The sequence below is a fragment of the Sorangium sp. So ce887 genome (genome assembly GCF_051521455.1).
Lineage (GTDB): Bacteria > Myxococcota_A > Polyangia > Polyangiales > Polyangiaceae > Sorangium.
The window spans coordinates 559,028-581,035 of record NZ_CP150354.1 but is presented as its reverse complement, the minus strand read 5'-3'; the positions used below and the strand labels follow the sequence as shown (position 1 = coordinate 581,035).

The 22,008-nt window shown below is 72.3% G+C and carries 17 protein-coding genes; 11 read left to right on the top strand and 6 right to left on the bottom strand.

The window, feature by feature from the left end:
• Window positions 1–272 precede the first annotated feature (272 nt).
• Window positions 273–2,060 (bottom strand): signal peptide peptidase SppA, encoded by a 1,788-nt coding sequence (sppA, locus tag WMF36_RS02275; RefSeq protein WP_437577921.1) that lies wholly within the window; start codon window positions 2,058–2,060, stop codon window positions 273–275.
• A 324-nt stretch (window positions 2,061–2,384) separates the two neighbouring features.
• On the opposite strand from sppA, the gene WMF36_RS02270 reads away from it, so the two are divergent.
• From WMF36_RS02270 to WMF36_RS02260, 3 genes are all read left to right on the top strand, one after another.
• On the top strand, window positions 2,385–4,076 hold the full coding sequence (locus WMF36_RS02270; protein WP_437577920.1) for a ribonuclease J: 1,692 nt from the start codon (window positions 2,385–2,387) through the stop codon (window positions 4,074–4,076).
• On the top strand, window positions 4,073–5,161 hold the full coding sequence (locus WMF36_RS02265) for a CHAD domain-containing protein (protein WP_437577919.1): 1,089 nt from the start codon (window positions 4,073–4,075) through the stop codon (window positions 5,159–5,161). Before WMF36_RS02270 ends, WMF36_RS02265 begins: the two co-directional genes overlap by 4 nt.
• Window positions 5,162–5,324: 163 nt before the next feature.
• Window positions 5,325–6,401 carry a hypothetical protein gene (locus WMF36_RS02260; protein WP_437577918.1) on the top strand — a complete coding sequence of 359 codons (1,077 nt, stop codon included), beginning with the start codon at window positions 5,325–5,327 and terminating at the stop codon, window positions 6,399–6,401.
• Window positions 6,402–6,589: 188 nt separating this feature from the next.
• On the opposite strand, the gene WMF36_RS02255 is transcribed toward WMF36_RS02260, so the two are convergent.
• The 4 genes from WMF36_RS02255 to WMF36_RS02240 form a co-directional block, all read right to left on the bottom strand.
• Entirely contained in the window at window positions 6,590–7,159 is a 570-nt protein-coding gene (locus tag WMF36_RS02255) for a peptidylprolyl isomerase (protein WP_437577917.1), read from the bottom strand.
• Between the two features lie 132 nt (window positions 7,160–7,291).
• Entirely contained in the window at window positions 7,292–8,503 is a 1,212-nt protein-coding gene (locus tag WMF36_RS02250) for a thiolase family protein (RefSeq protein WP_437577916.1), read from the bottom strand.
• Between the two features lie 200 nt (window positions 8,504–8,703).
• Window positions 8,704–9,504, bottom strand: coding sequence for a TPM domain-containing protein (locus WMF36_RS02245; RefSeq protein ID WP_437577915.1), 801 nt, complete (start codon window positions 9,502–9,504; stop codon window positions 8,704–8,706).
• A gap of 17 nt (window positions 9,505–9,521) precedes the next feature.
• A complete protein-coding gene (locus tag WMF36_RS02240) occupies window positions 9,522–10,106 on the bottom strand; it encodes a LemA family protein (protein ID WP_437577914.1) in 585 nt (194 codons plus the stop codon).
• A 251-nt stretch (window positions 10,107–10,357) separates the two neighbouring features.
• Between WMF36_RS02240 and WMF36_RS02235 the strand changes: the two genes are divergently transcribed.
• The 5 genes from WMF36_RS02235 (at window position 10,358) to WMF36_RS02215 (ending at window position 15,713) form a co-directional block, all read left to right on the top strand.
• Window positions 10,358–10,885, top strand: coding sequence for an ureidoglycolate lyase (locus WMF36_RS02235; protein ID WP_437577912.1), 528 nt, complete (start codon window positions 10,358–10,360; stop codon window positions 10,883–10,885).
• 152 nt (window positions 10,886–11,037) lie between these two features.
• Window positions 11,038–11,874 carry a TrmH family RNA methyltransferase gene (locus tag WMF36_RS02230; RefSeq protein WP_437577911.1) on the top strand — a complete coding sequence of 279 codons (837 nt, stop codon included), beginning with the start codon at window positions 11,038–11,040 and terminating at the stop codon, window positions 11,872–11,874.
• A 13-nt stretch (window positions 11,875–11,887) separates the two neighbouring features.
• On the top strand, window positions 11,888–12,583 hold the full coding sequence (locus WMF36_RS02225) for a hypothetical protein (RefSeq protein ID WP_437577910.1): 696 nt from the start codon (window positions 11,888–11,890) through the stop codon (window positions 12,581–12,583).
• 217 nt (window positions 12,584–12,800) lie between these two features.
• Window positions 12,801–15,179 carry a (Fe-S)-binding protein gene (locus WMF36_RS02220; RefSeq protein ID WP_437577909.1) on the top strand — a complete coding sequence of 793 codons (2,379 nt, stop codon included), beginning with the start codon at window positions 12,801–12,803 and terminating at the stop codon, window positions 15,177–15,179.
• A gap of 273 nt (window positions 15,180–15,452) precedes the next feature.
• Window positions 15,453–15,713, top strand: a complete 261-nt coding sequence (locus WMF36_RS02215; protein WP_437577908.1) for a hypothetical protein — start codon at window positions 15,453–15,455, stop codon at window positions 15,711–15,713.
• Window positions 15,714–15,779: 66 nt separating this feature from the next.
• Here the strand turns inward: WMF36_RS02215 and WMF36_RS02210 are convergent, their stop codons facing one another.
• The gene (locus tag WMF36_RS02210; RefSeq protein WP_437581841.1) at window positions 15,780–18,140 is read right to left on the bottom strand and encodes an autotransporter assembly complex protein TamA; all 2,361 of its coding nucleotides are present in this window, start codon (window positions 18,138–18,140) and stop codon (window positions 15,780–15,782) included.
• Between the two features lie 247 nt (window positions 18,141–18,387).
• Between WMF36_RS02210 and WMF36_RS02205 the strand changes: the two genes are divergently transcribed.
• From WMF36_RS02205 to gspC, 3 genes are all read left to right on the top strand, one after another.
• A complete protein-coding gene (locus tag WMF36_RS02205) occupies window positions 18,388–18,975 on the top strand; it encodes a ubiquinol-cytochrome c reductase iron-sulfur subunit (protein ID WP_437577907.1) in 588 nt (195 codons plus the stop codon).
• Window positions 18,972–20,759 carry a cytochrome b N-terminal domain-containing protein gene (locus WMF36_RS02200; RefSeq protein ID WP_437577906.1) on the top strand — a complete coding sequence of 596 codons (1,788 nt, stop codon included), beginning with the start codon at window positions 18,972–18,974 and terminating at the stop codon, window positions 20,757–20,759. The genes WMF36_RS02205 and WMF36_RS02200 overlap by 4 nt, the downstream gene beginning before the upstream one ends.
• A 284-nt stretch (window positions 20,760–21,043) precedes the next feature.
• Window positions 21,044–22,000: a type II secretion system protein GspC gene (gene gspC / locus WMF36_RS02195; RefSeq protein WP_437577905.1), complete on the top strand. Its 957-nt coding sequence runs from the start codon at window positions 21,044–21,046 to the stop codon at window positions 21,998–22,000.
• The last annotated feature ends 8 nt before the right edge of the window (window positions 22,001–22,008 follow it).

Here is a 22,008-nt window from a genome sequence, read left to right as displayed (position 1 = left end):
CTACATCTTGGGATCTCCGGCCGAACAGGGCCCACATATGGGGTCTGCCCGTTCGCCGCGGGATTCGTAGCGATCCCTGAGCAGTTCTGAACAGGTGCTACCCACCGGGCGCACAGATTACGCACAGCTTCTCCCCGACAGAATCCTCCCCCCTCCCGGAATGGGTTCCAGACCGCCCTATCCTCCAAAGGAGCCGGGCGAGGTGTGGGTGCGTGCAGGGGGGCGCGCTGGGGACGGGCCATTGTCTGAGCACCTCGCCCGACCGCTGCGTCCTAGTCGAGCTCCGTCGCCTCCGCGCAGTAGGCGAGCACCCTCTCCCCTTCGCAGTGGATCGCGAGCGCCACCTCCCCCGCGACCCCTCGCAGCCCGACGAGCTCGAGCAGCGTCGGCACCGGCGCCGGCAGCAGCGGCGGAGGCGGGATGTACCGCGACGCGCGCACGATCACCGGCTCGATGGCGGTCGCCTTCGGCCCGATCATCTGGCGTAGCTCGTGGAGCGCCCGCTCGAACCCGCCGAGCATATCGACGAGCCCGCGCGCCTGCGCCTCGGCGCCGCTGTAGACGCGCCCCTGCGCGAGCGGCTCGATCTCCTCGACCGGACGCCTCCGGCCGCGCGCGACCACGCGGAGGAACGTCGCGTAGATCGCGTCGAGCTCGCGCTCCATCACCGCCCGCTCCCCCGCGTCGAGCCTGCGCGACGGGGAGAACAGGTCGGCCCGCGCGCCGCGCTTCACGACGTCGGTCGAGACGCCGAGGCGATCGAGCAGCGGACCGAGCGCGAAGCGCGCCGAGACCACGCCGATGCTCCCCGTGATCGTCTGCGGCTGCGCGATGATCGCGTGCGCGGCCGCCGCCACGTAGTAGCCGCCGCTCGCCGCCACGTTCGACATGCACGCCACGACCGGCTTCACCTCGGCGAGCCGCGTGACCTCGTGGTGGATCCGGTCGGACGCGAGCGCGGAGCCGCCCGGCGAGTCGATGTGGAGGATGACCCCCCGGATGCGCGGGTTCTGCCGCGCCGCGCGCAGGCTCGCGACGAGCCGCTCCTCGCTGGCCAGCGAGGCGCCCCGGAAGCGGGCGCGGCTGACGATCGCGCCGTGCACCTCGACGACGCCGAGGATGGGGCGCGGCAGCATTGGCCGCAGCGACAGCCCGCGCCGCGCGCTCAGGTAACGACCCGCTGCCACGAAGCGGGCCCGCTCGTCCCGACCCGCCGCAAGAGCTCCCACGCCCGCCGAGCCGCTGGCGGAGGCCTCGGCGCGGCGCGGCGCGGTCGTGCCCGGGAGCAGCCCCGACGCGAGCATGTGCTCGAGCTCGTCCTCGTACGCGACCGCGTCGATGATGCCCCGCGCCACGGCCTGCTCCGCGCCGTAGGGGGCCTCGTCGATCCACCGCGCGGCCGTCTCGCGATCGACGCGGCGCCCCTGGGCGAGCGCCGCGATCAGGTCGCCGAGGCGCGCGTCGAGCAGGGCGCCGACCTGCTCGCGCTGCTCCGTGCTCATCGTGTCGCGCACGAGCACCTCGCCGGCGTTCTTGTACATGCCCTTCGCGAACACCTCGGGCTCGACGCCGACCTGCTCCAGCGCGCGGCGCACGTAGCGGCCCTCCACCGCGAACCCGAGCGGCGACACCAGCGTCTCGGGCCCCACGACGACGGCGCGCGCGGCCGAGGCGAGCAGGAGCATCGCGGTGTCGGCGCCCCTCGGCAGGTACGCCACGATGTCCTTGCCCCCTGCCCGGATCTCGAGGAGCGCGTCCCGCAGCGAGGCGAGCACCGCAGGCCCCGCATGGACCGACCGCATCCGGAGCAGCAGCCCCGCCGGGCGCGGGTCCTTCATCAGGTGCTTGCCGAGCTCCCGGACGCGCTCCACCGAGAGCGGAGCCTTCTTCCCGGGACGCCACCAGAGGCCGAGACGGACCCGGGGAGGCTGCAGATCGACCACGCGGCCGTCGATTTCGAGGACGACATACCCGCCCCTTGGTGCAGCAAACGCCCAGCGAAGCGCGCTGACCGGGAGCAGCAGCAGGCGGAGGAGATTGACGAACAGGGCAGCGATCACCGGTGGCTCCTCGGAACGTTCAGGGGAAAGGGGGCTCGGCGTCCGCCCTCGGGCGGAAGTCAGACGGCGGAGAAGACAAGGTGCGCAGGAACCGGTCCGAGCGGGGCGAGGCCGGCGCCGCCAGGTTCACGCCGGCGCTGGAAAGAGAGAGCGTGACGCAAGGGGCCACCCTGTGGCTACACTGTCGCTCCAAGTTTCGAAGGGGACGGCGAGCCGATATCGGCTAGGTCTTGAAGAAGCCGTCCTCTCTCTTAACAGACCAGCTCAGCAAGCCGCGGGCCGTGGGCCCCCGGCGCCCTGGGTGGCAGACCCCCCTCACTGAACGTGCATCCCGAGCAGAGCGCCCCCGTCCCGAGCCAGCTCCCCCCGCCAGCCCCGTCCACCCTGCGGCTCGTGCCTCTCGGAGGGCTCGGCGAGGTCGGGATGAACTGCCTCGCGCTCGAGCAGGCCGATGGCGTGCTGCTCATCGACTGCGGGGTAACGTTCCCGAGCTCGGACCTCGGCGTCGACGTGTACCACCCGCGCTTCGACCACGTGCTCGCGCTCCGCGACCGGGTGCGCGGCGTCGTGCTGACGCACGGCCACGAGGACCACATCGGCGGGCTACCCTTCCTCCTGCGGCACCTCGACGTCCCCGTCTGGGGCCCGCCGCACGCGCTGGAGCTCGTGCGCTACCGGCTCGCGGAGCACGCCCTCGAGGACAAGGTGAGGCTGCTGCCGACGCAGGTCGGGCGCGAGGTCGCGATCGGCGGCTTCGTCGTGGAGCCGCTCCGCGTGACGCACTCGATCGTCGACGCCACGGCGCTCGCGATCCACACGACCGCGGGGCTCGTCGTCCACACCGGGGACTTCAAGCTCGATCCGACGCCGCTCGACAACGAGCCGACCGATGAGGCTCGCTTCCGCGCGCTCGGCGACGCCGGGATCCGGCTGCTCCTGTCCGACAGCACCAACGTGGACTCGCCCGGCGAGGCGGGGAGCGAGCGGGACGTCGCCCACGCGCTCGCGGAGCTCGTCGAGACCGCGCCGGCGCGCGTCGTGGTCGGCGTCTTCGCCTCCAACGTCCAGCGCCTGCTCGCCCTCGGCCAGGCCGCGGTCCGCGCGCGCCGCAAGATCTGCCTCCTCGGCCGCAGCGTGCAGACGCACGTGCGGGCCGCGCAGGCGGTGGGGCGGCTCCCGTGGCCGAGCGACCTGCTCGTCCCGCCCGAGGTCGCCTCCTCCATGCCGCGCGAGCGGCTCCTCGTGGTCGCGAGCGGCACCCAGGCCGAGCGGTCCTCCGCGCTGATGCGGTTTGCGTCGGGGACGCACCCGCTGCTGCGCCTCGAAGAGGGGGACAGGGTCGTGCTCTCGAGCCGCGTCATCCCTGGCAACGACCGTCCGGTCGTCGACATGATGGCCGGTCTGCTCCGCCTCGGCGTCGAGCTCGTGACGTGGTCGACGGACCGGCGCGTGCACGCGAGCGGTCACGCGCACCGGACAGAACAGGCGCGCATGATCGACCTCACCCAGCCGCGCAGCTTCCTCCCCGTGCACGGCGCGCTGCACCACCTGACCCGGCACGCGGCGCTCGCGCGGGAGCGCGGCGTGGCCGAGGTGCTCGTCGCCGAGAACGGCCACGTCGTCGAGATCGGCAAGACGCAGCCGCTCGGCCGGAGCGGCCGGGCCGTCACCGGCCGCGTGGCGACGGCGGGAGGCCATGAGCTCGGCGAGGAGGTCCTCCGGGAGCGCGCGAACCTCGGTCGCGCCGGGGTGGCCTTCGTGTCGCTGGTCGTCGACGTGCACGGCGCCCTCGCGGCGCCGCCGCAGGTCCTCGCCCGCGGGGTCACCGGGGAGCTCGAGGGCAACGCGCTGCGGGCCGCGGCGCGCGCGGTCGCGCAGGCGGTGAACGACTGCGAGCCGCGCGCGCGGCGCCGGGACAATGACATCATCGAGGTCGCCCGGCTCGCGGCGCGCCGGACGATCGAGGCGAAGCTCGGGAGGCGACCGCTGGTGACGGTGGCGCTCACACGGCTGTGACGCCGCTCGAGGGGGGCGCCCCGAAGGCGGACGGCGGCGGGGGAGGCGGCGGCCGGGCGAAGCTCTCCGCGCGGGATTTCCTGGGGCCGGTGCTGCTCTCCCACATCGAGAACGTCCGCGCCGAGGCGCGGCGCGTCGTCGCCACGAGCGCGCAGGGCGAGGGCGCCGAGCCGGACGCGGAGGCGGTGCACGATTTCCGGGTCTCGCTGCGCCGGCTCCGGACGCTGCTCAAACCGGCGCGCCGCATCTACGGCAGGAAGCGGATCCGCCCCGTCGCCGACGGGCTCCGGGAGTTCGCGGGGGCGACCGGGACGCTGCGCGACGAGGAGGTGCTGCGCGAGACGCTCACCGCGCTCGATCTGGGCGAGGCGGCGCGGGCGGCCGTCGCCGCCTGGGTCGCGCAGCGCTCGCGCCGCGAGCACGAGGCGAGGGCCCACATCGTCGAGCTGCTCCGGCGGGACCATCCGCGCGACGAGGGCGCGCCGCGGGCCGACACGCCGGCGGGCGACGAGGGCGCGCCGCGGGCCGACGCGCCGGCGGGCGACACGCGGGCCGACGCGCCGGCGGGCGACACGCGGGCCGACGCGCCCGCAAAGGGCAGGAGGCTGCGGCTGGAGCCGCACCTCGCACGCCTCGAGCGGCGCATCTCGCGCAAGAAGGCGAAGAAGCGCGGCGCCAAGGCGCTCGCGCGGCTGGCGATCGGCGATGCCCTGGAGGACGTGCGCGCGCTCGCGGCGAGCGATCCGAACGACGGCGCGGCCATGCACGCGCTCCGGATCCGCTTCAAGCGGCTGCGCTACTCCGCGGAGACGTTCTCGCCGCTCTTCGGAGAGCGCGCCGAGCGCATCGCCAAATCCGCGTCACGGCTGCAGCGCCGCCTCGGCCAGCTGCACGACGTCGATGAGGCGCTCGCACAGATGAGGAAGGCGGAGGAGCTGTCGTCCGACGAGCGCGCGGCCATCGTCGAGGCGCTCGACGCCGAGCGGGCGCGGCTCGCTCGCAAGGCGACGGAGGAGCTCGCGCAAGAGCTCGAGACGCTCACCTCGCTCTGGTCGGACGAGCCTCCGGCGCTCCCGCCTGGGTGACGCGGCGCGCGGGGCGCGGTGCAGCAAGGAGCGCCGCAGCATGAAGGCTTCGAACGGCACGGCGCCTCGCCGACCGAGGAGCGCGCCATGACGGCAGGCGGTTCGTGATACCGTCGCCATCGCTGCATTCACCGAGGCGAAGCTCGCCATCCCGGAGGTCGTGTTGCGCCGCTCTGCCCTCCAAAGCGTCACCGCGCTCATCGCTCTCCTCGCGGCGAGCGCCTGCACCCTGGACTTCGATCAGTTCGAGCCCGAGCTCTTCCCGGAGTCGTCCGGGAGCGGCTCCGGCGGGGCCGGCGGTGATGGAGGCGGCCAGGTGACGACCGCGAGCACCGGCGGAAGCGGGGCCGAGCACTGCCTGAACGGCGACGACGACGACGGTGACGGCGCGGTCGACTGCGCCGACGACGACTGCGGCGGGTTCGCGTGCGTCGCCGTGCCCGAGGACTGGCAAGGGCCCGGCATCCTGTACCAGGGCCCCGAGGCAGCGGACGTCGCCTGTCCCGAGGGCCTCCCCACGCGGGTGGACGTGGGCGGCCTTGATGTCCTCGACACGCCCGCGACCTGCAGCCCGTGCTCGTGCGGCGCGCCGACCGTGGCGTGCGAGACGCCGGCGGTCACGGTGTACGGGGGCGACGAGTGTGACGGGGCGAGCTTGACGCTGCCGGTAGAATCGGAGAACTGCATCGACCTCGGCGATGGCTTCCAGCCCGGCAGCTACAGCGCCGGAGCGCCCGACGTGGATTCGGCGACCTGCCCCGCGTCGGGCGGCGAGGCGACCTTGCCGCCGCCGCGCTTCGGTACCGAGGGGGTCGTGTGCGCCCCCGGTCCGGACACCGGCGGCTGCGCGGCCGCCGAGGTCTGCGCCCCGCGCGAGATCGACGCGCCGTTCGAGCAAGGCGTCTGCATCTGGCGCGAGGGGGAGCGGCGCTGCCCTGATGAATTCGGCGAGCGACACGTGTTCGCGAGCTCCGTGATCGACGACCGCGACTGCACGCCATGCACGTGCGACGCGAGCGGCGTGGCCTGCGCAGCGACGCTGACGCTCTTCGAGAGGTCCCGCTGCCGGACGCCCGTCGAGACCGTGTCGTTCAACGGGACCTGCGCCGGCGATCCGCCCCCCGCCGCCTCGGTGTCGCTCGAGGTGACCGGAGCTGGCAGCTGCCAGCCGCGCGGCGGCGCTCCCAGAGGGGAAATCGAGGAAGGCGAGGACAGGATCACCGTCTGCTGCGCCCGCTGATCGATCGAAGCGCGGCGCGCCTCCCGGTGTGTCCGGGAGAGCGTAGGAGGGCGGACGGATCGGAAGAAAACTGAACGTTCTTCCTGACTTACGCCTTCCTTCCGACCTCCCGCAACCCGGCCGCCGTCCGCCGGCGGCGCTGGCCGCGCCGCGCGACGCTGGAGGCCATCGCGCGGCGCTCGACGCGGCTACTGCCGGAAGATCTCGACGCGCTCGATCACGACGTCCTGATTCGGCCGATCGCGCGTGGTCGCCACGTTGGCGATGTTATGGACGACGTCCAACCCGCTCACGACCTTGCCGAACACCGTGTGCCGGTTGTCGAGGTGCGGCGTCGACCCCTCGGTGATGAACCACTGCGCGCCGTTCGTGTTCTTGCCGGAATTGGCCATGGAGAGCACGCCGGGGCCGTCGTGCCGCAGCTCGGGGGTGAACTCGTCGGCGAACTTGTAGCCCGGGCCGCCCGTGCCCCAGAGCGCCGCCTTGTCCGGGTAGCGCGAGAGCGGATCGCCGCACTGGATCATGAACCCCGAGATGACGCGGTGAAAACGGACGCCGTCGTAACAGGGCGTCCCCTGCATCCCCTCGCCGGTCTTCGGATCGATCCAGTTGATGGCGCCCGTGGCGAGGCCGACGAAGTTCTTGACGGTGTCGGGAGCGCGCTGCTCCTCGAGCCGGAGGGTGATGTCACCGAGCGAGGTCTTGAGTCGAGCGTGAAGCTGGCCGGTGCCGGGCACATTGATCGGGGGGAAATCCATCGGGCCTTCTCCTGTTCCTTGCCGCCGAGGCGGCGCCGTCAGCCGAGGGAGGAGAGCCGCGAGACCCCCCTCCTGCGTTCTGCTGCGGCGGTCTTATCTCATCTGGCGGCGCGAACGAGCGGCGAAATCACCTCAGGCGCGCTCGAAGAGCGTCGCGATGCCCTGGCCCACGCCGATGCACAGCGAGGCGACCCCAACCTTGGCGCCGCGCGCGCGCATCGCATGCACGAGGGTGCAGGCGATACGCGCTCCCGAGCAGCCGATCGGGTGTCCGAGCGCGATCGCTCCGCCGCGGACGTTGACGCGCGCCGGATCGAGCTCCAGCGAGCGCGAGCACGCGAGCGCCTGCGCCGCGAACGCCTCGTTGAGCTCGAAGAGGTCCACGTTGGGCACGCGCAGCCCGGTCCGCTGGAGGAGCTTCTTCACGGCGGGGATGGGCCCCTCGCCCATGAGGTTGGGATCCACCCCCACGGTCGCGGTCGCGACGACGCGCGCGAGCGGCGTCACCCCGGCGGACTGCACGGCGTCGCTCGAGGCGAGCAGGAGCGCGGCGGCGCCATCGTTGAGGGGCGACGCGTTGCCCGCCGTGACGGTGCCGCCCTCGCGGAAGACCGGCCTGAGCTTCGAGAGCGCCTCGAGCGAGGCATCGGCGCGCACGGCCTCGTCGCGCTCGAACAGGACGGGCGCGCCCTTCTTCTGGGGGACGGGGACAGGGACCACCTCGGCGGCGAACCCGCCCGACTCCCAGGCGAGCGTGGCGCGCTCGTGGGACAGCAGCGCGAACCGATCCTGATCCTCGCGGCTGACGCCGTGCTTCTTGGCCACGTTCTCGGCCGTCTCCCCCATCGACAGGAGCTCGAACCGCGCGGCCATCCTCGGGTTCGGGTAGCGCCAGCCGAGGGTCGTATCGTGGACCGTCGGCGCGCTCCGGTCGAAGCGCTCGGCCTGCTTGGGCATCGTGAACGGCGCGCGCGTCATGCTCTCGACGCCGCCCGCGATCACGCAATCGGCCTCGCCGGTGGCGATCATGCGCGCGGCGTCGGCCACGGCTTCGAGCCCCGAGCCGCAGAGGCGGTTCACCGTGACGCCCGGGACCTCGTAGGGGAGGCCGGCGAGCAGGGCGGCCATGCGCGCGACGTTGCGGTTGTCCTCTCCGGCCTGGTTCGTCGCGCCGAGGACGACCTGGTCGAGCCGCGGCGCGAGCGAAGGCTGGCGGCGCACGAGCGCTTCGAGGACGTGGGCCGCAAGATCGTCCGGGCGGACCGTCGCCAGGGCGCCGGCGTAACGGGCGATCGGAGTCCGGACGGCGTCGACGATGAAGACGGGGCGCAGGGCAGCAGCCATGAAGAGAGCGTAGCTTCGCCCCGTCGGGGCGCCGCCTCGAGATCGCGCGCGCCCGAGCCTTCGTTCCGCGCCGGGGCGGCGGCCATGTCACGCCTGCCCGCCGGGTCACGCCCGGTGGAGCACAGCTCCGCAGGCCGACGTCGCGGCGACCGAGCGGCCCGTTCCGTTCAGCACAGGACGAGCTGGCGCGGCGCAGCGGCTCAGTAGCTGTCGCTGGATCCGCCGCCGCCGGAGCGACCGCCACCGCCACCGCCGAACCCGGACCCTCCGCCGCCGCCTCTGCCGCCTCCGCCGCCTCCGCCGCCTCGGAAGAGGAGCGCTTGCAGGGCGAACCACAGGAACCAGCGGAAGGCGGGTGAGATGAGCGCGAGCAGCAGCGCCGCCACGATGGCGACCAGGGTGACGCCGATCTTGATCGGCGAGACCGGGGTGGGCGCCGGCTGGGTTCCGGGCGCCGGCCGCCGCTCCTCCTCGGGCGTCCCGGCGATGAGCGTCCGGGCGATCTCGGACGTCCCCTGATCGATGGCGTCGCGGAACCGATCCTGCCGGAGCAGCGGGTTGATGGTCTGCCGGATGATGTCGTTCGACTGGAGATCCGTGAGCGCCCCGCCCACGCCCTTCCCCGTCTCGATGCGGACGCGCCGCTCGGACGGGGCGATCACCAGGAGGACGCCGTTGTCGGCCCCACGCTGGCCGAGCTGCCACGTGTTGAAGGCCTCGTAAGCGACGTCCTCGATCGTCTCGCCCTCGAGCGATCCCGCCACGAAGGCGACGATCTCGAACCCGGTCTGACGGCGGATGCGGTCGAGCTTCTGGTCGAGGTAAAGGAGGTCGGGCGGGTCGAGCCGCCCCGAGGTGTCGACGACGTGCCCCGTGAGCTGCGGCGGCGTGAAGTCGGCGAGGGCGGGCCGGGCGACGAGCGCGCAGACCAGCGCGACCGCGGCGGCGACCGCCCTGGCCACGGCCCGCAGCCGAGCTCCGCTCGAGACAACCTCGCGCATCGCCGCCTCCCTCGTCATCAGAACGAAACCTTGGGCGCCGACTGGACCTCGGGAGAGGCGGTGAAGTACACGCGCGGCTTGAACGGCTGGCCCGTCGCCTTGTTCACCACCTGCCCCCGGATCTTCAGGAGCTCCGCGTTGTACTCGCGCGCTGCCTGGTTGTACTCCTCGCGCGCTCGGAGGATCCGGTTCTCGACGCCCTCCAGCTGGACCTGGAGGCTGTGGAAGCCCTGGTTGGCCTTGAGATCCGGGTATTGCTCCTGCACCACGAGGAGCCGCGAGAGCGAGCCGCTGAGCTGCTCCTGCGCCTTCTGGAAGGCCTGCACCTTCTCGGGATCCGTCAGGTCCTCGGCCTTGAGCTGGATGCCGGTGGCGCGGGCGCGCGCCTCGGCGACGCTCGAGAGCGTCTGCTCCTCATGCTTGGCCGACCCCTTCACCACCGCCACGAGGTTGGGGACGAGGTCGTAACGCCGCTGGAGGTTCGCCTCGAGATCCGACCACTTCTGGGCCGCGATCTGATCCTTCTCGACGAGCATGTCGTAGCGCTGGCAGCCCACCATCGACGTCATGAGGGCGAGCACCGCCAGGAAAAGGGAAACCACCGCGAGGCGCTTCCGAAATGTCGATTTGTGAACAATCCGCATGACTGGCTCCAGGGTCGCTTGCATTACCCGCCGGGGACGGCGTCGGTCCACGGCATGCAAGACCCCGGCCCCGTGCCGCTCGCGGGGCCGCCGCGCCGCGGGGACTCCGGTGATGTGATACCCTTCGCCCTCGTGATCGTGCCCGCAGCCCGGCGCTCTCGCCGCAGGAGGGCCACACGCGTGGCACACCGCCACAGCCGCCCGTTCCGATGAGCCACCGCCCGCGCATCGCAGCCCATTCGCTCACCCCTGCAGCCTATGCGCCGTACGGCGACATCCTCATGGCCTCGCCGCACGGCCAGCCCGGCAGGCCGGCCAACCAGGGGACCGCCCGTCGCTTCGATCACCTCGCCGCGATCGAGAACCTCCGCCCCGAGCAGGCCGCGCTGAACGTCTCGGTGTTCCGCTGCGCCCCGCGCCCGAGCTTTCCGCTCCCGATCGCGCTGCTCGAGAAGCACCCCGGCTCGACGCAGGCGTTCGTGCCGATGAACGCCCGGCGCTACCTGGTCGTGGTCGCCCTGGGCGGCGACCGGCCCGACCTCACGACGCTCGCCGCCTTCATCGCCCACGGCGCCCAGGGCATCACCTATCGCCCCGGCGTGTGGCACCACCCCATGATCGCGCTCGACGCCGAGGTCGACTTCGTCTGCCTGGTCTGGGAAGACGGCTCCCCCGGCGACTGCGCCGTGGTCGAGTACGGAGAGGGCGAGCGGGTCGCGATCGCGATCGACCCCTGACCGCCGGACCGCTCCGCCGTCGCTGGGGGTCCGGCAAAGCGCGGCGCCGGCGCCGCCAGCAGGGACCGCGGCGGCGGGAGGCGGTCCCAAAGGCCGCGCTGCGCCGCAGCCTCCGGGCGCGCGCCGCGCTATAGAGGCGCCCCGAACCGTCCATGCGCCGCTCGACCCCCAATTGCTCGTTCGTCGCGCAGGAGCAGCGAAGGCTGCTCGCCGCGCTCGATGCCCTCGATATCGCCGCCGTCGCCCGCATCCTGGAGGAGTTCGTCACGGACGAGCGCAGGGCTCGGCTGCGCGGGGTGATCGCGTCGCGCCTCGACGCGGTCACCGTGACCATGGACGCGCCGCACGACCCGCACAACGGGGCCGCCGTGCTCCGCTCGTGCGACGCGTTCGGCTTGCAGCGGCTGCACATCATCGAGCGGGCCGAGCCGTTCCTCGTCTCGAACACCGTCTCGCGCGGCTCCGAGCGCTGGGTCGACGTGCGCACGCACGCGACCACCGAGGCCGCGATCGCCACGCTCCGCGCCTCGGGGCACGAGCTCGTCGCGACGCACCCGGACGGCGAGCTGACCCCGCGCGATCTCGCGGGCATCCCCCGCCTCGCGCTGGTGCTCGGCAACGAGCGCGACGGGATCCGCCCCGACTTGGCCGCCGCCTGCGCCCGCGCCGTGCGCGTCCCGATGCGGGGCTTCGCGGAGAGCCTCAACGTGAGCGTCACCGCGGCGATCCTGCTCGAGCACGCGACGTACGGCCGGCCGGGCGATCTGCCCGAGCCAACCCAGATCAGGCTTTACGCCCGCGCGCTGGTGCTCACCGTCGCCCACGCGGCGGAGATCCTCGCCGCGCGGGGCATGCACCTGCCCCTGCCGCTCGGAGGAGCGCCGTCCCCTCCCCCGAAGCCGCGCGGCCCCAAGGCGCGGACGCCGCCCGCGGCGCCCGCGCGGGAAGAGCGCGGCGCCGGCGCCCCGAAGGAGCCGGAAGGCGGGTAGCATGCAGCACCCCATGCGAAGCCCCGGTCCCCCGCGGCGCGAGCGCCGCGCCCGCGGCGCCGTCCCGCGCCCGCCAGCACCCCGCGGCCTCCTCGCGCGCCTCGCCGTCGCGCGCGCGGCGCTCGGCGGCGCGCTGCGCGCGGCGCTCGTCGCCCTGCCCCTCGCCGGCTGCATCGAGGTGCCGCCGCCCCCGCCCAGGCCGCCCCTCGAGCCGAAGGACCTCCGGGTCCCCGAGGGCGTCGGGCTCGAGATCGCCTGCACGCCGACGGGGGTCGAGCTCTGCTTCGACGCCCGCGACAACAACTGCAACGGCGTGATCGACGAGGGGTGCGGGCTCCACACCGGGATCCTCCAGTTCACGATCGCCTGGGAAGAGGCCGACGCCGACGTCGATCTCAACGTCTACGACCCGTCGGGAGAGCTCGCCCGCGTCGGGGAGCCGACGGCGAGCGGCCTGATGAAGGACCGCGACTGCCCGCGCGTGAGCGGCGAGTGCCAGGAGCAGAACGTGGAGAACGTCTTCCTCACCGAGGGCGAGCCGGCCCGGGGCCGCTACCGCGTCGTCGTGCGGCTCGACAAGCTGAACGACGCGACGGCGCCCATCCGCGTCCGCCTGAGCGCGCGGGTCGGCCAGCGCTCGTACAGCATGGCGCTCGACCTGTCTCCCTCCGCCGCGAGCGAGGAGAAGAGCGTCGAGTTCACGCTCTGAGCCGCTGACGAGGCGCGCGAGGCGCACCGCCGCGCGTCCCGACCAAAGCGCGACGTGACCCGCGATGCGATCGCGCACCGGCGTATCCGCCCTTGCAGGAAAGGGATCCGGCGACAGCGCTTCGCCGCCGCCGCGCGGTTGACGTCCACCATCCCCCCACCTTAAAAGATGTGGCCATTTTACACCCGGAGACGTCCCGCGAATGAATCCCATTTGGATGCTCACATTGCTCGTCGGCCTCTTCGCGGCCTTTGCGTGGAGCGCCAACCGGCGTTGGCAGCTCCTCAAGGTCGGGCGCGGGGAAGATCGGCTCGACCGACTCGCCGAGCGCCTCAAAGGCACCTGGGAGTACGCCTTCCGCCAGCGGAAGATGGGTTACTACCCGCTCGCCGGGCTGGCGCATAAGCTCATCTTCGTTGGATTCCTGGTTCTCCTGCTCCGCACGGTGATGCTGTGGGGGCGCGGCTTCGATCCGGCGTTCGACCTCTGGATCCTGGGGCATGAGCCGGTGAGGCTGCCGGGCATCGGCGCGGTGCCGCTCGGCGGCATCTACGAGTTCGTGAAGGACGTCATGGCCGCGCTGGTCGTCGCCGGCGCGCTCGTGTTCATCTACTACCGGGCGATCAAGCGCGAGCGGCGCATGACCCTGTCCGGCGAGGGGCTCCTCATCCTCGGCATCATCGTCACGATGATGGTGGCCGACATGCTCTATGACGGCGCCGCGCTGGCGCTGCACCACCGCGGGTCCACGGCGGCGTGCGGCCCCGACGACGCGACGCTCTGCGAGCGCATCGCCACCGTGACCGCCCCGTTCGCGGGCGTCCCCGCGGACCCGGCGGCGCTCCGCTGGCACCTGTTCCCCGCCCCGGCGGGCTCGCTGTTCGCCGTGCTCCTGGGCGGCGCCAGCCCGGGGACCCTCGTCGTCCTCGCGCACATCGGGTTCTGGACACACGTCACGCTGGTGCTCGTGTTCCTGAACCTGCTCCCGCACTCGAAGCACTTCCACATCATCACGGCGATCCCGAACGTCTTCACGCGCGCCCTCGACCCGCGCGGCCGGCTGCCGCTCGTCGCGGGCAACGCCGAGGCGATCGGCGAGATGGTCATGAAGGCCGCCGAGGAGCCCGAGAAGGCCGCGCCGGTCGGCATCGGACGCATCGAGGACTTCACCTGGAAGGCGATCCTCGACTTCTACACGTGCACCGAGTGCGGCCGCTGCAGCGACAACTGCCCGGCCCACAAGACGGGCAAGATCCTGAGCCCCAAGCAGCTCACGCTCGACCTGCGCGACCACCTGTACGGCCGGGAGAGCGAGTTCATCAACCGGCCGGGCGGTCCGAGGGGCCTCGCCGGCGACGGCCACGCGACCCAGGCGAACGGGCAAGCCGGCGACGGCGCAGCGGCGCAGGAAGGCCAGGGAGCGGAGGCGCAGGAAGGCGCCGGGCACGCGGAGCAGGCGGCGCCGGAGAACCCGGTCCCGGTCCCGGAGGCGGGGTACAAGCCGGTCGACCTCGTGGCGAACGTCGTCCACCCGGACGTGCTCTGGGCCTGCACGACGTGCCGGGCCTGCGAGGAGCAGTGCCCGGTGATGATCAGCTACGTCGACAAGATCGTCTCCATGCGCCGCCACCTGGTCCTCGTGAAGGGCGAGTTCCCGGCCGAGCTCGGGAATCCGTTCAACGCGATGGAGGTCAACGGCAACCCGTGGAACCTCGCGCGCATCGATCGCGGCAACTGGGCCGAGGGGCTCGAGATCCCGACCCTGGCCGAGAAGCCGCAGGCGCCCGTGCTTTACTGGGTCGGCTGCGCGGCGAGCTACGACGACCGCGCGAAGAAGATCGCGCGCGCGACCGCCAGGCTCCTGAAGGCGGCCGGCGTCGACTTCGCGATCCTCGGCCAGGAGGAGACCTGCACCGGCGATCCGGCGCGCCGCGCGGGCAACGAGTACCTCTTCGCGATGCTGGCCGAGCAGAACGCCGCGACCCTGAACGGCTACAAGGAGCAGGGCGGCATCCGGAAGATCGTCACGACCTGCCCCCACTGCTTCAACACGCTCGCCAACGAGTACCCGGACTTCGGCGCGAAGTTCGAGGTCGTGCACCACACGGACTTCTTGCTCGGCCTGGTCGCCGAGAAGAAGCTCGTCCCGAGGAAGCCGGTCGAGGGGAAGGTGGTCTTCCACGACTCCTGCTACCTCGGCCGCTACAACGACGTGTACGAGCAGCCGCGCGACATCCTGAAGCGCATCCCCGGCCTGCAGCTCGTCGAGGCCGAGGGGTGGAACCGGCAGAAGGGGCTCTGCTGCGGCGCCGGCGGCGCGCAGATGTGGATGGAGGAGCAGAACAAGGACCGCATGAACGTCAAGCGGACGCTGCAGCTGCTCCAGACCGAGGCGAAGACGATCGCGACCGCCTGCCCGTTCTGCCAGACGATGATCACCGACGGCCTCAAGGATCAGTCCAAGGAGGAGTCGATCCGCCAGCTCGACGTTGTCGAGCTGCTCGAGGAGAGCTGCGCCCTCGACCGCTCGGCCGGCAGCCACGCCGCCTCCCAGGACGCCGCCGGCTCCGAGACGGCCGCGTCCGCCAGCGCCTGATCCCTCCATTTCCGTTGTGAGCGCACGCGGAGCCGCCGCGCCGCGGGGCTCCGCGGCGTACGGTTCCGCGTATCTGCCTACATTTGCGCCCTGGAGCACGCCTGACGAGGATCAGGCGCAGCCTTCTCGTGCGTCCCGTCTCGGCCTGAGCTAGATTCGGCCGTGCCGCCGGAGGTGGATGTGATTGAAGGCGCTCTGAAGGGGACCGCGAACCTGGACCCCCGCCCTACGCCGGAGGGTACCGCAAACGCGGAGTACCGGCTCACGGGGACATTGACTCATCCGATCTGCATCTCGGTCGACGCGATCGCCGACAGCGCGCTGCGCGCGCGTCAAGCAGCCTCGGGCGCTGCCGAGCTCCGCTGCGACGTGTGCGACGCGGCCATCGAGGGAGAGCCCGCCGGGCGCGGCCTCTACGTGTGGTCGCGCGGCGATGAGCTCCGGATCGAGGAGCCCGCCCTGTGCGGCGGCTGCGCCGTCGCCATCGGGATGACCGCGCTGTCCGCCTGGAACGTCGAGGAAGAAGAGGGCTGAGCCCGCCTCCCGCGGCCCGCCGTCAGATGCGGGCCGCCCGCCGCCCGCCGGGCGCAACCCTGGACATCAGAACGCCTCGCCGATAGCCAGGTTCACGGCGACGGGCAGCACATCGAACAGCTTGCCCGGACGCCTCTCGTCGTCGGGCCAGCCATCTGCCTGGGTTTCATGGCAGACGCCGAGCACCTGCATGCAGGGGACGCGGTAGCCGACGTCGAACCGCAGCGGGCCGACGGGCGTCGTGTAGCGCAGCCCGATGCCCGCCGAGAGGTGCAGGCGCTGCGCGTCCGGGCGGAACAGCCGGTGCTCCCGGGTGACGTCGCTCGCGTCGGCGAAGATCACGGTACCGAAGCTCTCGCCGAGCGGTATCCGGAGCTCGAGGCTCGCCTCCCAGAGCAGCCTGCCCCCGATGGGGACCAGGGGGGCGTCCTCGGCGTTCGCATTCTCATCGGCTGTCAGGCTCGGCACGCGGGCGTGCGGGCCGACCTCGTTGTACCCATATCCGCGGTTGCTTGTCGCGCCGCCGCTGAAGAACCCGCGGAACTGCATCAGCTGCAGGTCGGCCCCCACCGCTCTCTGGCACGAATTCCTGGCTTCGCCCCCGAGGGCGTCGCACGCGGCTGGCTCCAGGGAGGCGTCGCCGTAGTCGCCCGTGAACAGCCACCCGGTCATCAGGCGGAAGCCGAGGGTCCATCGCCTCGAGACGGGGAGGTAGGCGCGAAACTCGGGCTGGAAGCGGATGTCGCGCGCGGAGTGAAACCGCTTGTTGCTCTCGTCCTGCTCGCCCACCACGGCCCTCGCCAGCGCGGTGTCGAACCCGAGATAGCCGGCCAGCTGCGTGTCCAGCGCGACGTAGTAGCCGTGATGGGGGGTGAGCCGGTCGGGCTTCCCCGCCCGGTTCAGACGGCGGTCATAGGACACGAGCGCCTGGAGGTAAGGAATGAAGAGGGTCCCGAAACCCGGGGGCAACGGTGCCGGGTTGTAGGTGAACGGGCTGTTCAGCTGAACGTTGTAGAGGAGGGCCGCGTTCAGGTCCGATTTGAGAAAGGGCCGCTCGAGGCCGATGGAACCGACGTACTCGCGGTAGCCGACGATCGCGTGGTCCGAGGGCTCCTGAGGAGGGTTTGAGGGACTTCCTGGCTCGCCCTCGTCCGTGTCGGCTTTCTCATCAGGCTTGGTGCAGAACTCCCCGGTCTGCGGGCAGTAGAGCTTGAACGAGCCGCGCAGCACCGCGGCCGTGCGCCGCTCGAACGCCCCCGGCTGGCGGAGCTCGGACCGCAGCTGGATCTCGGGCAGGAGGCGGAACGTGTCCCCGAGCTCCTTGCCGAAGAGGTTCGCGAACTCCACCGGATAGAAGACCAGCCCCGGCCGGGCCTCGATGTTGAAGCGGCGCAAGCCGCCGAGGAAGTTGCGATCCTCCCACCCGGCGACGAGGTGCGCCTCGACGCGCGAGCCGACCTCGGCGCCGCCGCCGAGCTTCACGGCGCGCAGCGCGGCCGGCTCCACGGAGAACGTCACGGGGACGACCGGGTTCCTCGGCTGCCCGGGGGGCGCGAGCTCGGGCTTCACGGCAACGGCGCCGAACACGCCGAAATCGGCCAGCGCCTGCTCCGCGTCCGCCAGAGCCGCGGTAGAGAAACGCTCGCCCTCCTCGATGCCGATCGCCGTCCTGACGGGCGCCTCCGGCAGCTCGCCGAGCCCCTCCAGCTTGACCTTGCCGAACGTGCTCTCGGGGCCGAGCTCGATCGTGTAGCGGACCCGCGCCTCGTTCTTCACGAGGTCGACGTCGACGTGCCCCTCGACGGTCGCGTAGGCAAAGCCGCGATCCGTGAGGACCCGGAGCAGCGTCTTCTTCAGCTCCTCGTACTCTTCCTCGTCCAGGCGCTCGCCGACCCGGAGCCGGCCCTTCGCCTCGGTCACCGGCCGGGCGATGTCCTTGCCCTTCTCCAGGGTCCAGTCCCGCCACTGGAGGTCCACCGACGCGATCGTCACCGGCTGTCCCTCGGAGACGACGATGCGCACCCGCACGCGCCCCTCCTTGCCGGGGCCGCCGGTGCGCTGCACCCGCGCCGCGCGCGCCCGCGCGTTGTAGAACCCGCGCGCCCGGTAGTACCGCTCGATGCGGGCCATGTCCCGCTCGAGGACGAACCGATCGAACCGCTCGTACTCGACCGTGAGCGCGTCCCAGATGCTCAGGATCGGCACGGGCTCGAGCGCGCCGCCGAGCAGATGCGAGCTCTCGGCCGTCGCGATCCGCTCGGCGAGCTCGTCGCCGCTGATCACCTCGTCACCGTCGAAGGAGACCTCCTCGATGGCGCACCCGCTGAGATCGGGACGCGTGCACGCCGGCGGTTGACGCGAAGCGGCACAGGCGGAAGCTCCGAGCGCCGCGCACGTCGTGAGCGCTGCGGCGACGAACCGAGCCAGCGGGACCTGAACACCTGAAAGAGAACTTTCGGTTGAGCCGGCGGCGATGCGATCGCCTCGGTGGGCGCGATGGCGAGGATTCAACGTTACGCCTGTGTTTTCGATATGCTGCCGTCCGCTTCGGCCGCCGGAGGCCCGCTCCGAGTCTGGGTGGGCCTCCGGAGAGCGGCGCGAGCGAGGGAGAGCCTACGAGATGGCAGAGCCGACGCAAAAGGAACCTGGTGCCGCGGGGTACCCGGGATATGGATTGCCGCACGAGCCTGGGGCCCACGGGGTGCCCGCGAGCGCAGGCGCGCCCTTCGGAGGTCCGCCCCCCGAGGAGCGGCGCGGCGCCCTGAAGGCGCTGGTGGCGCTCGGCGGCCTGGCCTACGCCGGCGCGATCGCCGTGCCGGCAGCGAGCTTCATCGCCGGTCCCGCCGCTGGCAACGCCGGCTCGGCGGGCGGGCGCGAGCGCTGGGTCCGGGTCGGGCGCCTCGCGGATCTCCCGCCGGACGAGCCGCGGCGCCTCAAGGTGATCGGCGAGGAGCGCGACGCCTTCACGGTCGCGAAGGACCAGATGCTCGGCGCGATCTGGGTCATCCGGGAGGGCGAGAAGATCCGCGCGATGAGCGCCACGTGCCCCCATCTCGGCTGCGGGATCGAGCTCAACGGCGACAAGAAGACCTTCAACTGCCCGTGCCACTCGTCGCGCTTCGCCCTGTCGGGGGCGCCGGAGACGGGACCGTCCCCGCGCCCGATGGATCCGCTCGCGACGCGCGTCGTGGACGGCTGGGTCGAGGTGGACTACCGGCGCTACCGTGACGGGACCGCCGCGCTCGAGGAGATCGCAGGATGAGTCTCGGCGACTGGCTGAACGAGCGCATCGGGTACCGCGAGCCGCTCCGTCGCCTGCTTGACGAGCCCATCCCCGGCGGCGCGCGCATCGGCTACGTCTGGGGAGGCGCGCTCGCGCTGCTGCTGCTCGTCGAGGCCGTCACGGGCGCGCTGCTCATGTCGGCCTACGCGCCGAGCGCGACCACGGCGTGGGCGAGCGTCGCGCACATCAACTTCACCCTGCGCGCCGGGTGGCTCATCCGGGGCCTCCACTACTTCGGAGCGCAGGCGCTCGTCATCCTGATCGCGGTCCACGTGGCGCAGATCGCGATCCACGGGGCGTACCGCGCCCCGCGCGAGGTCGGCTGGTTCCTGAAGCTCGGCCTGCTCGGGGTGATCCTCGGCTTCGCCTTCACGGGCAACCCGCTCCCGTGGGACCAGGACGGCTACTGGGGGACGCGCGTCGAGACGGGCATCATGGGCGCGGTCCCCGTCGTCGGGCCGCTCACGCAGGAGCTCGTCGTCGGCGGCAGCTCGCTCGGCCACATGACGCTGACGCGGCTCTACACCCTGCACGTCTTCGTGCTGCCGGCGGTCACGGCCTTGCTGCTCGCCGCGAGCTTCGCGCTGTTCCGCAAGCACGGCTTCAGCGCGCCCCACGGCGCCAACCTCACGAAGGCGGACCGGTTCTACCCGAAGCAGCTCGGCATGATCCTCCTGGCCGGCGCGGTCGTGCTCGTCGTCCTCTTCGATCTCGCGGCCATCGAGCACGGCGCCCCCCTCGAGGCGCCCGCGGACCCGGTCAGCGACTACAACGCCCGCCCGGCGTGGTACTTCCGCCCGCTCTTCGAGCTGCGCAAGTTCTTCCCCGGCTCGCTGGAGCTCATCGCGACGGTCGGCCTGCCGGGGGTGATCGGGCTGTACCTCGCCCTGCTCCCGTTCATCGACAGGAAGCCCGGTCCGCTCCGCGCGCGGCTGCTGGCGCTCGCGCCGCTGTTCCTGATCGGCCTCGGGGCCGTGGGCTTCCTGGCGAAGTCGTACGCGTCCGACGCGAAGGACGAGGGCTTCCAGCGCTCGCAGGCGCAGAACGCCCAGCGGACCGCGCGCGCGATGGCGCTGTTCAAGCAGGGCGTCCCGCCCGAAGGCGCGCTCGCGATGCTCCGGAACGATCCCGAGATCCGCGGCGAGGACCTCTACAAGAAGGAGTGCGCGAGCTGCCACCGGCTGAACGATCTCGGCCCGCCCAAGGACAAGCAGACGGCGCCGGACCTCACCGGGTTCGGGACGAAGGCCTGGGCGCTCGAGGTGCTGAGGAACCCCGACGCCGACCACCTCTTCGGCAAGACGGCGTTCAAGGAGATGATGCCGTCGATGGTCAAGCCGCCCGCGGATCCCGAGGCGGCGAAGATGTTCACGCCGATGAGCGCGGCCGACCAGGAGACGATCGCGGCGTTCCTGGAGGCGCAGGCGCGCGGGGAGCCGAGCGCCGGGACGCAGGGAGAGACGCTGGTCCGGCAGCGGTGCACGAGCTGCCACCGGCTCGACGGCAAGACCGACGACGAGGAGTCGGCCGCGCCCGAGCTCCGCGGCTGGGCCTCGGTCGCATGGATCGAGGCGCAGATCACGAACCCCGGCAGCGGCAAGGCCTACCCGCCGGCGGCGATGGCGAAGGATCTGGAGGGCCACATGCCGGCGTTCGAGGAGAAGATCTCCGCGAACGACCGGAAGGTCCTCGCCGCCTGGGTTCACCGCCGCGGCCGCGGCGAGCCCGCGGCCGCCGCCAGCGCGCCAGAGAAGAAGCCCTGAGCGATCCGCTCGCGGGCTGACGCCGTCCCAGACCTCCCTCCCTACACGCTCTCTCGATGAACGCCGGCGCGGCGCTCGCCGGAGCGCGCTGATCCGTTCGGGTCAAGGCGCACTCTGGCCGGTGATCGCGCGCGCTGCCGTGTCGCGGCATGCCGGCACGCGCGGTGCTCTGCGCTCCGAGAGGGGGCGCCGGTGGCGGCATCGTGCACGGTCGCCTCCACACCTGCGTGCGCGCGGCGCTCGCCCCGGCGGCGGCGCGCGCGAGCCCAGAAAGAGCAGGATCCGTGGACCTGGATGCGGCTGTGAAGCATCACTTCCCGTGGATCGCGGGCACGCTGATCGCGTCCGCAGCCTATTTTCAGGCAGCGGGGGTCTCGCACCTGCTCGGGAGGACGATCATCCCGGACAGAGCCTCCAGGGTGGCTTCCCTGCCGCAGGTCGAAAGCCGCGCGCAGCGCGACGATCTCCACGCGACGAACGCCGACCCGATCCTGCAGCGCAACCCGTTCGACTCGACGACGGGGCCGCTCCTCCGGCCGCCGGGCGGCGATCCCGAGGAGCGCACGCCCGAGGCGGGCGGCGATCCGTGGAGCGATCCGCTCTGCGATGCCGGACGCGTGGTGCTCATCGCGGCCTCGCAGGACGACGCGTGGTCGTTCGCGGCGATCGAGGACCCCGACGGGCGGACGCAGCTCCGGCGGCTCGGCGGCGACGCGCCGGGCGGCACGCTCGCGCGCATCGCCTGGGACCGCGTCTGGATCGCCGCGGGCGGCGCGCGCTGCCAGCTGCAGCTCGGGAAGACCGCGCGCGAGAAGGCGCCGGAACCGCAGCCGCCGCCGCGGCCTCAGGCGAGGCCGGTCGGGAGCGAGGACGGCATGAGCTCGATCCCGCCGGAGATCGCCGCCCGCATCCGGCGGGTGAGCGCCACGGAGATCCACGTCGACCGGGCGGCGGTCGACCAGATCCTCGATCAGCAGGCGCTCCTCATGCGCTCCGCCCGGGTGATCCCGGAGAGGCAAGGGGGCCGGGTCGTCGGGCTGAAGCTCAGGATCAAGCGGGGCTCGCTGCTCGAGTCGCTCGGGCTGGAGAGCGGAGACTCGCTGAGGTCGATCAACGGCTTCGACATCACCGATCCGCAGAAGGCGCTCGAGGCCTACGCGCGGCTCCGGACCGCGGACCACCTGTCCGTCGCGATCGAGCGCGGCGGCCAGCTGATGACCGTCGACTTCAACATCCGCTGAGGACCTCG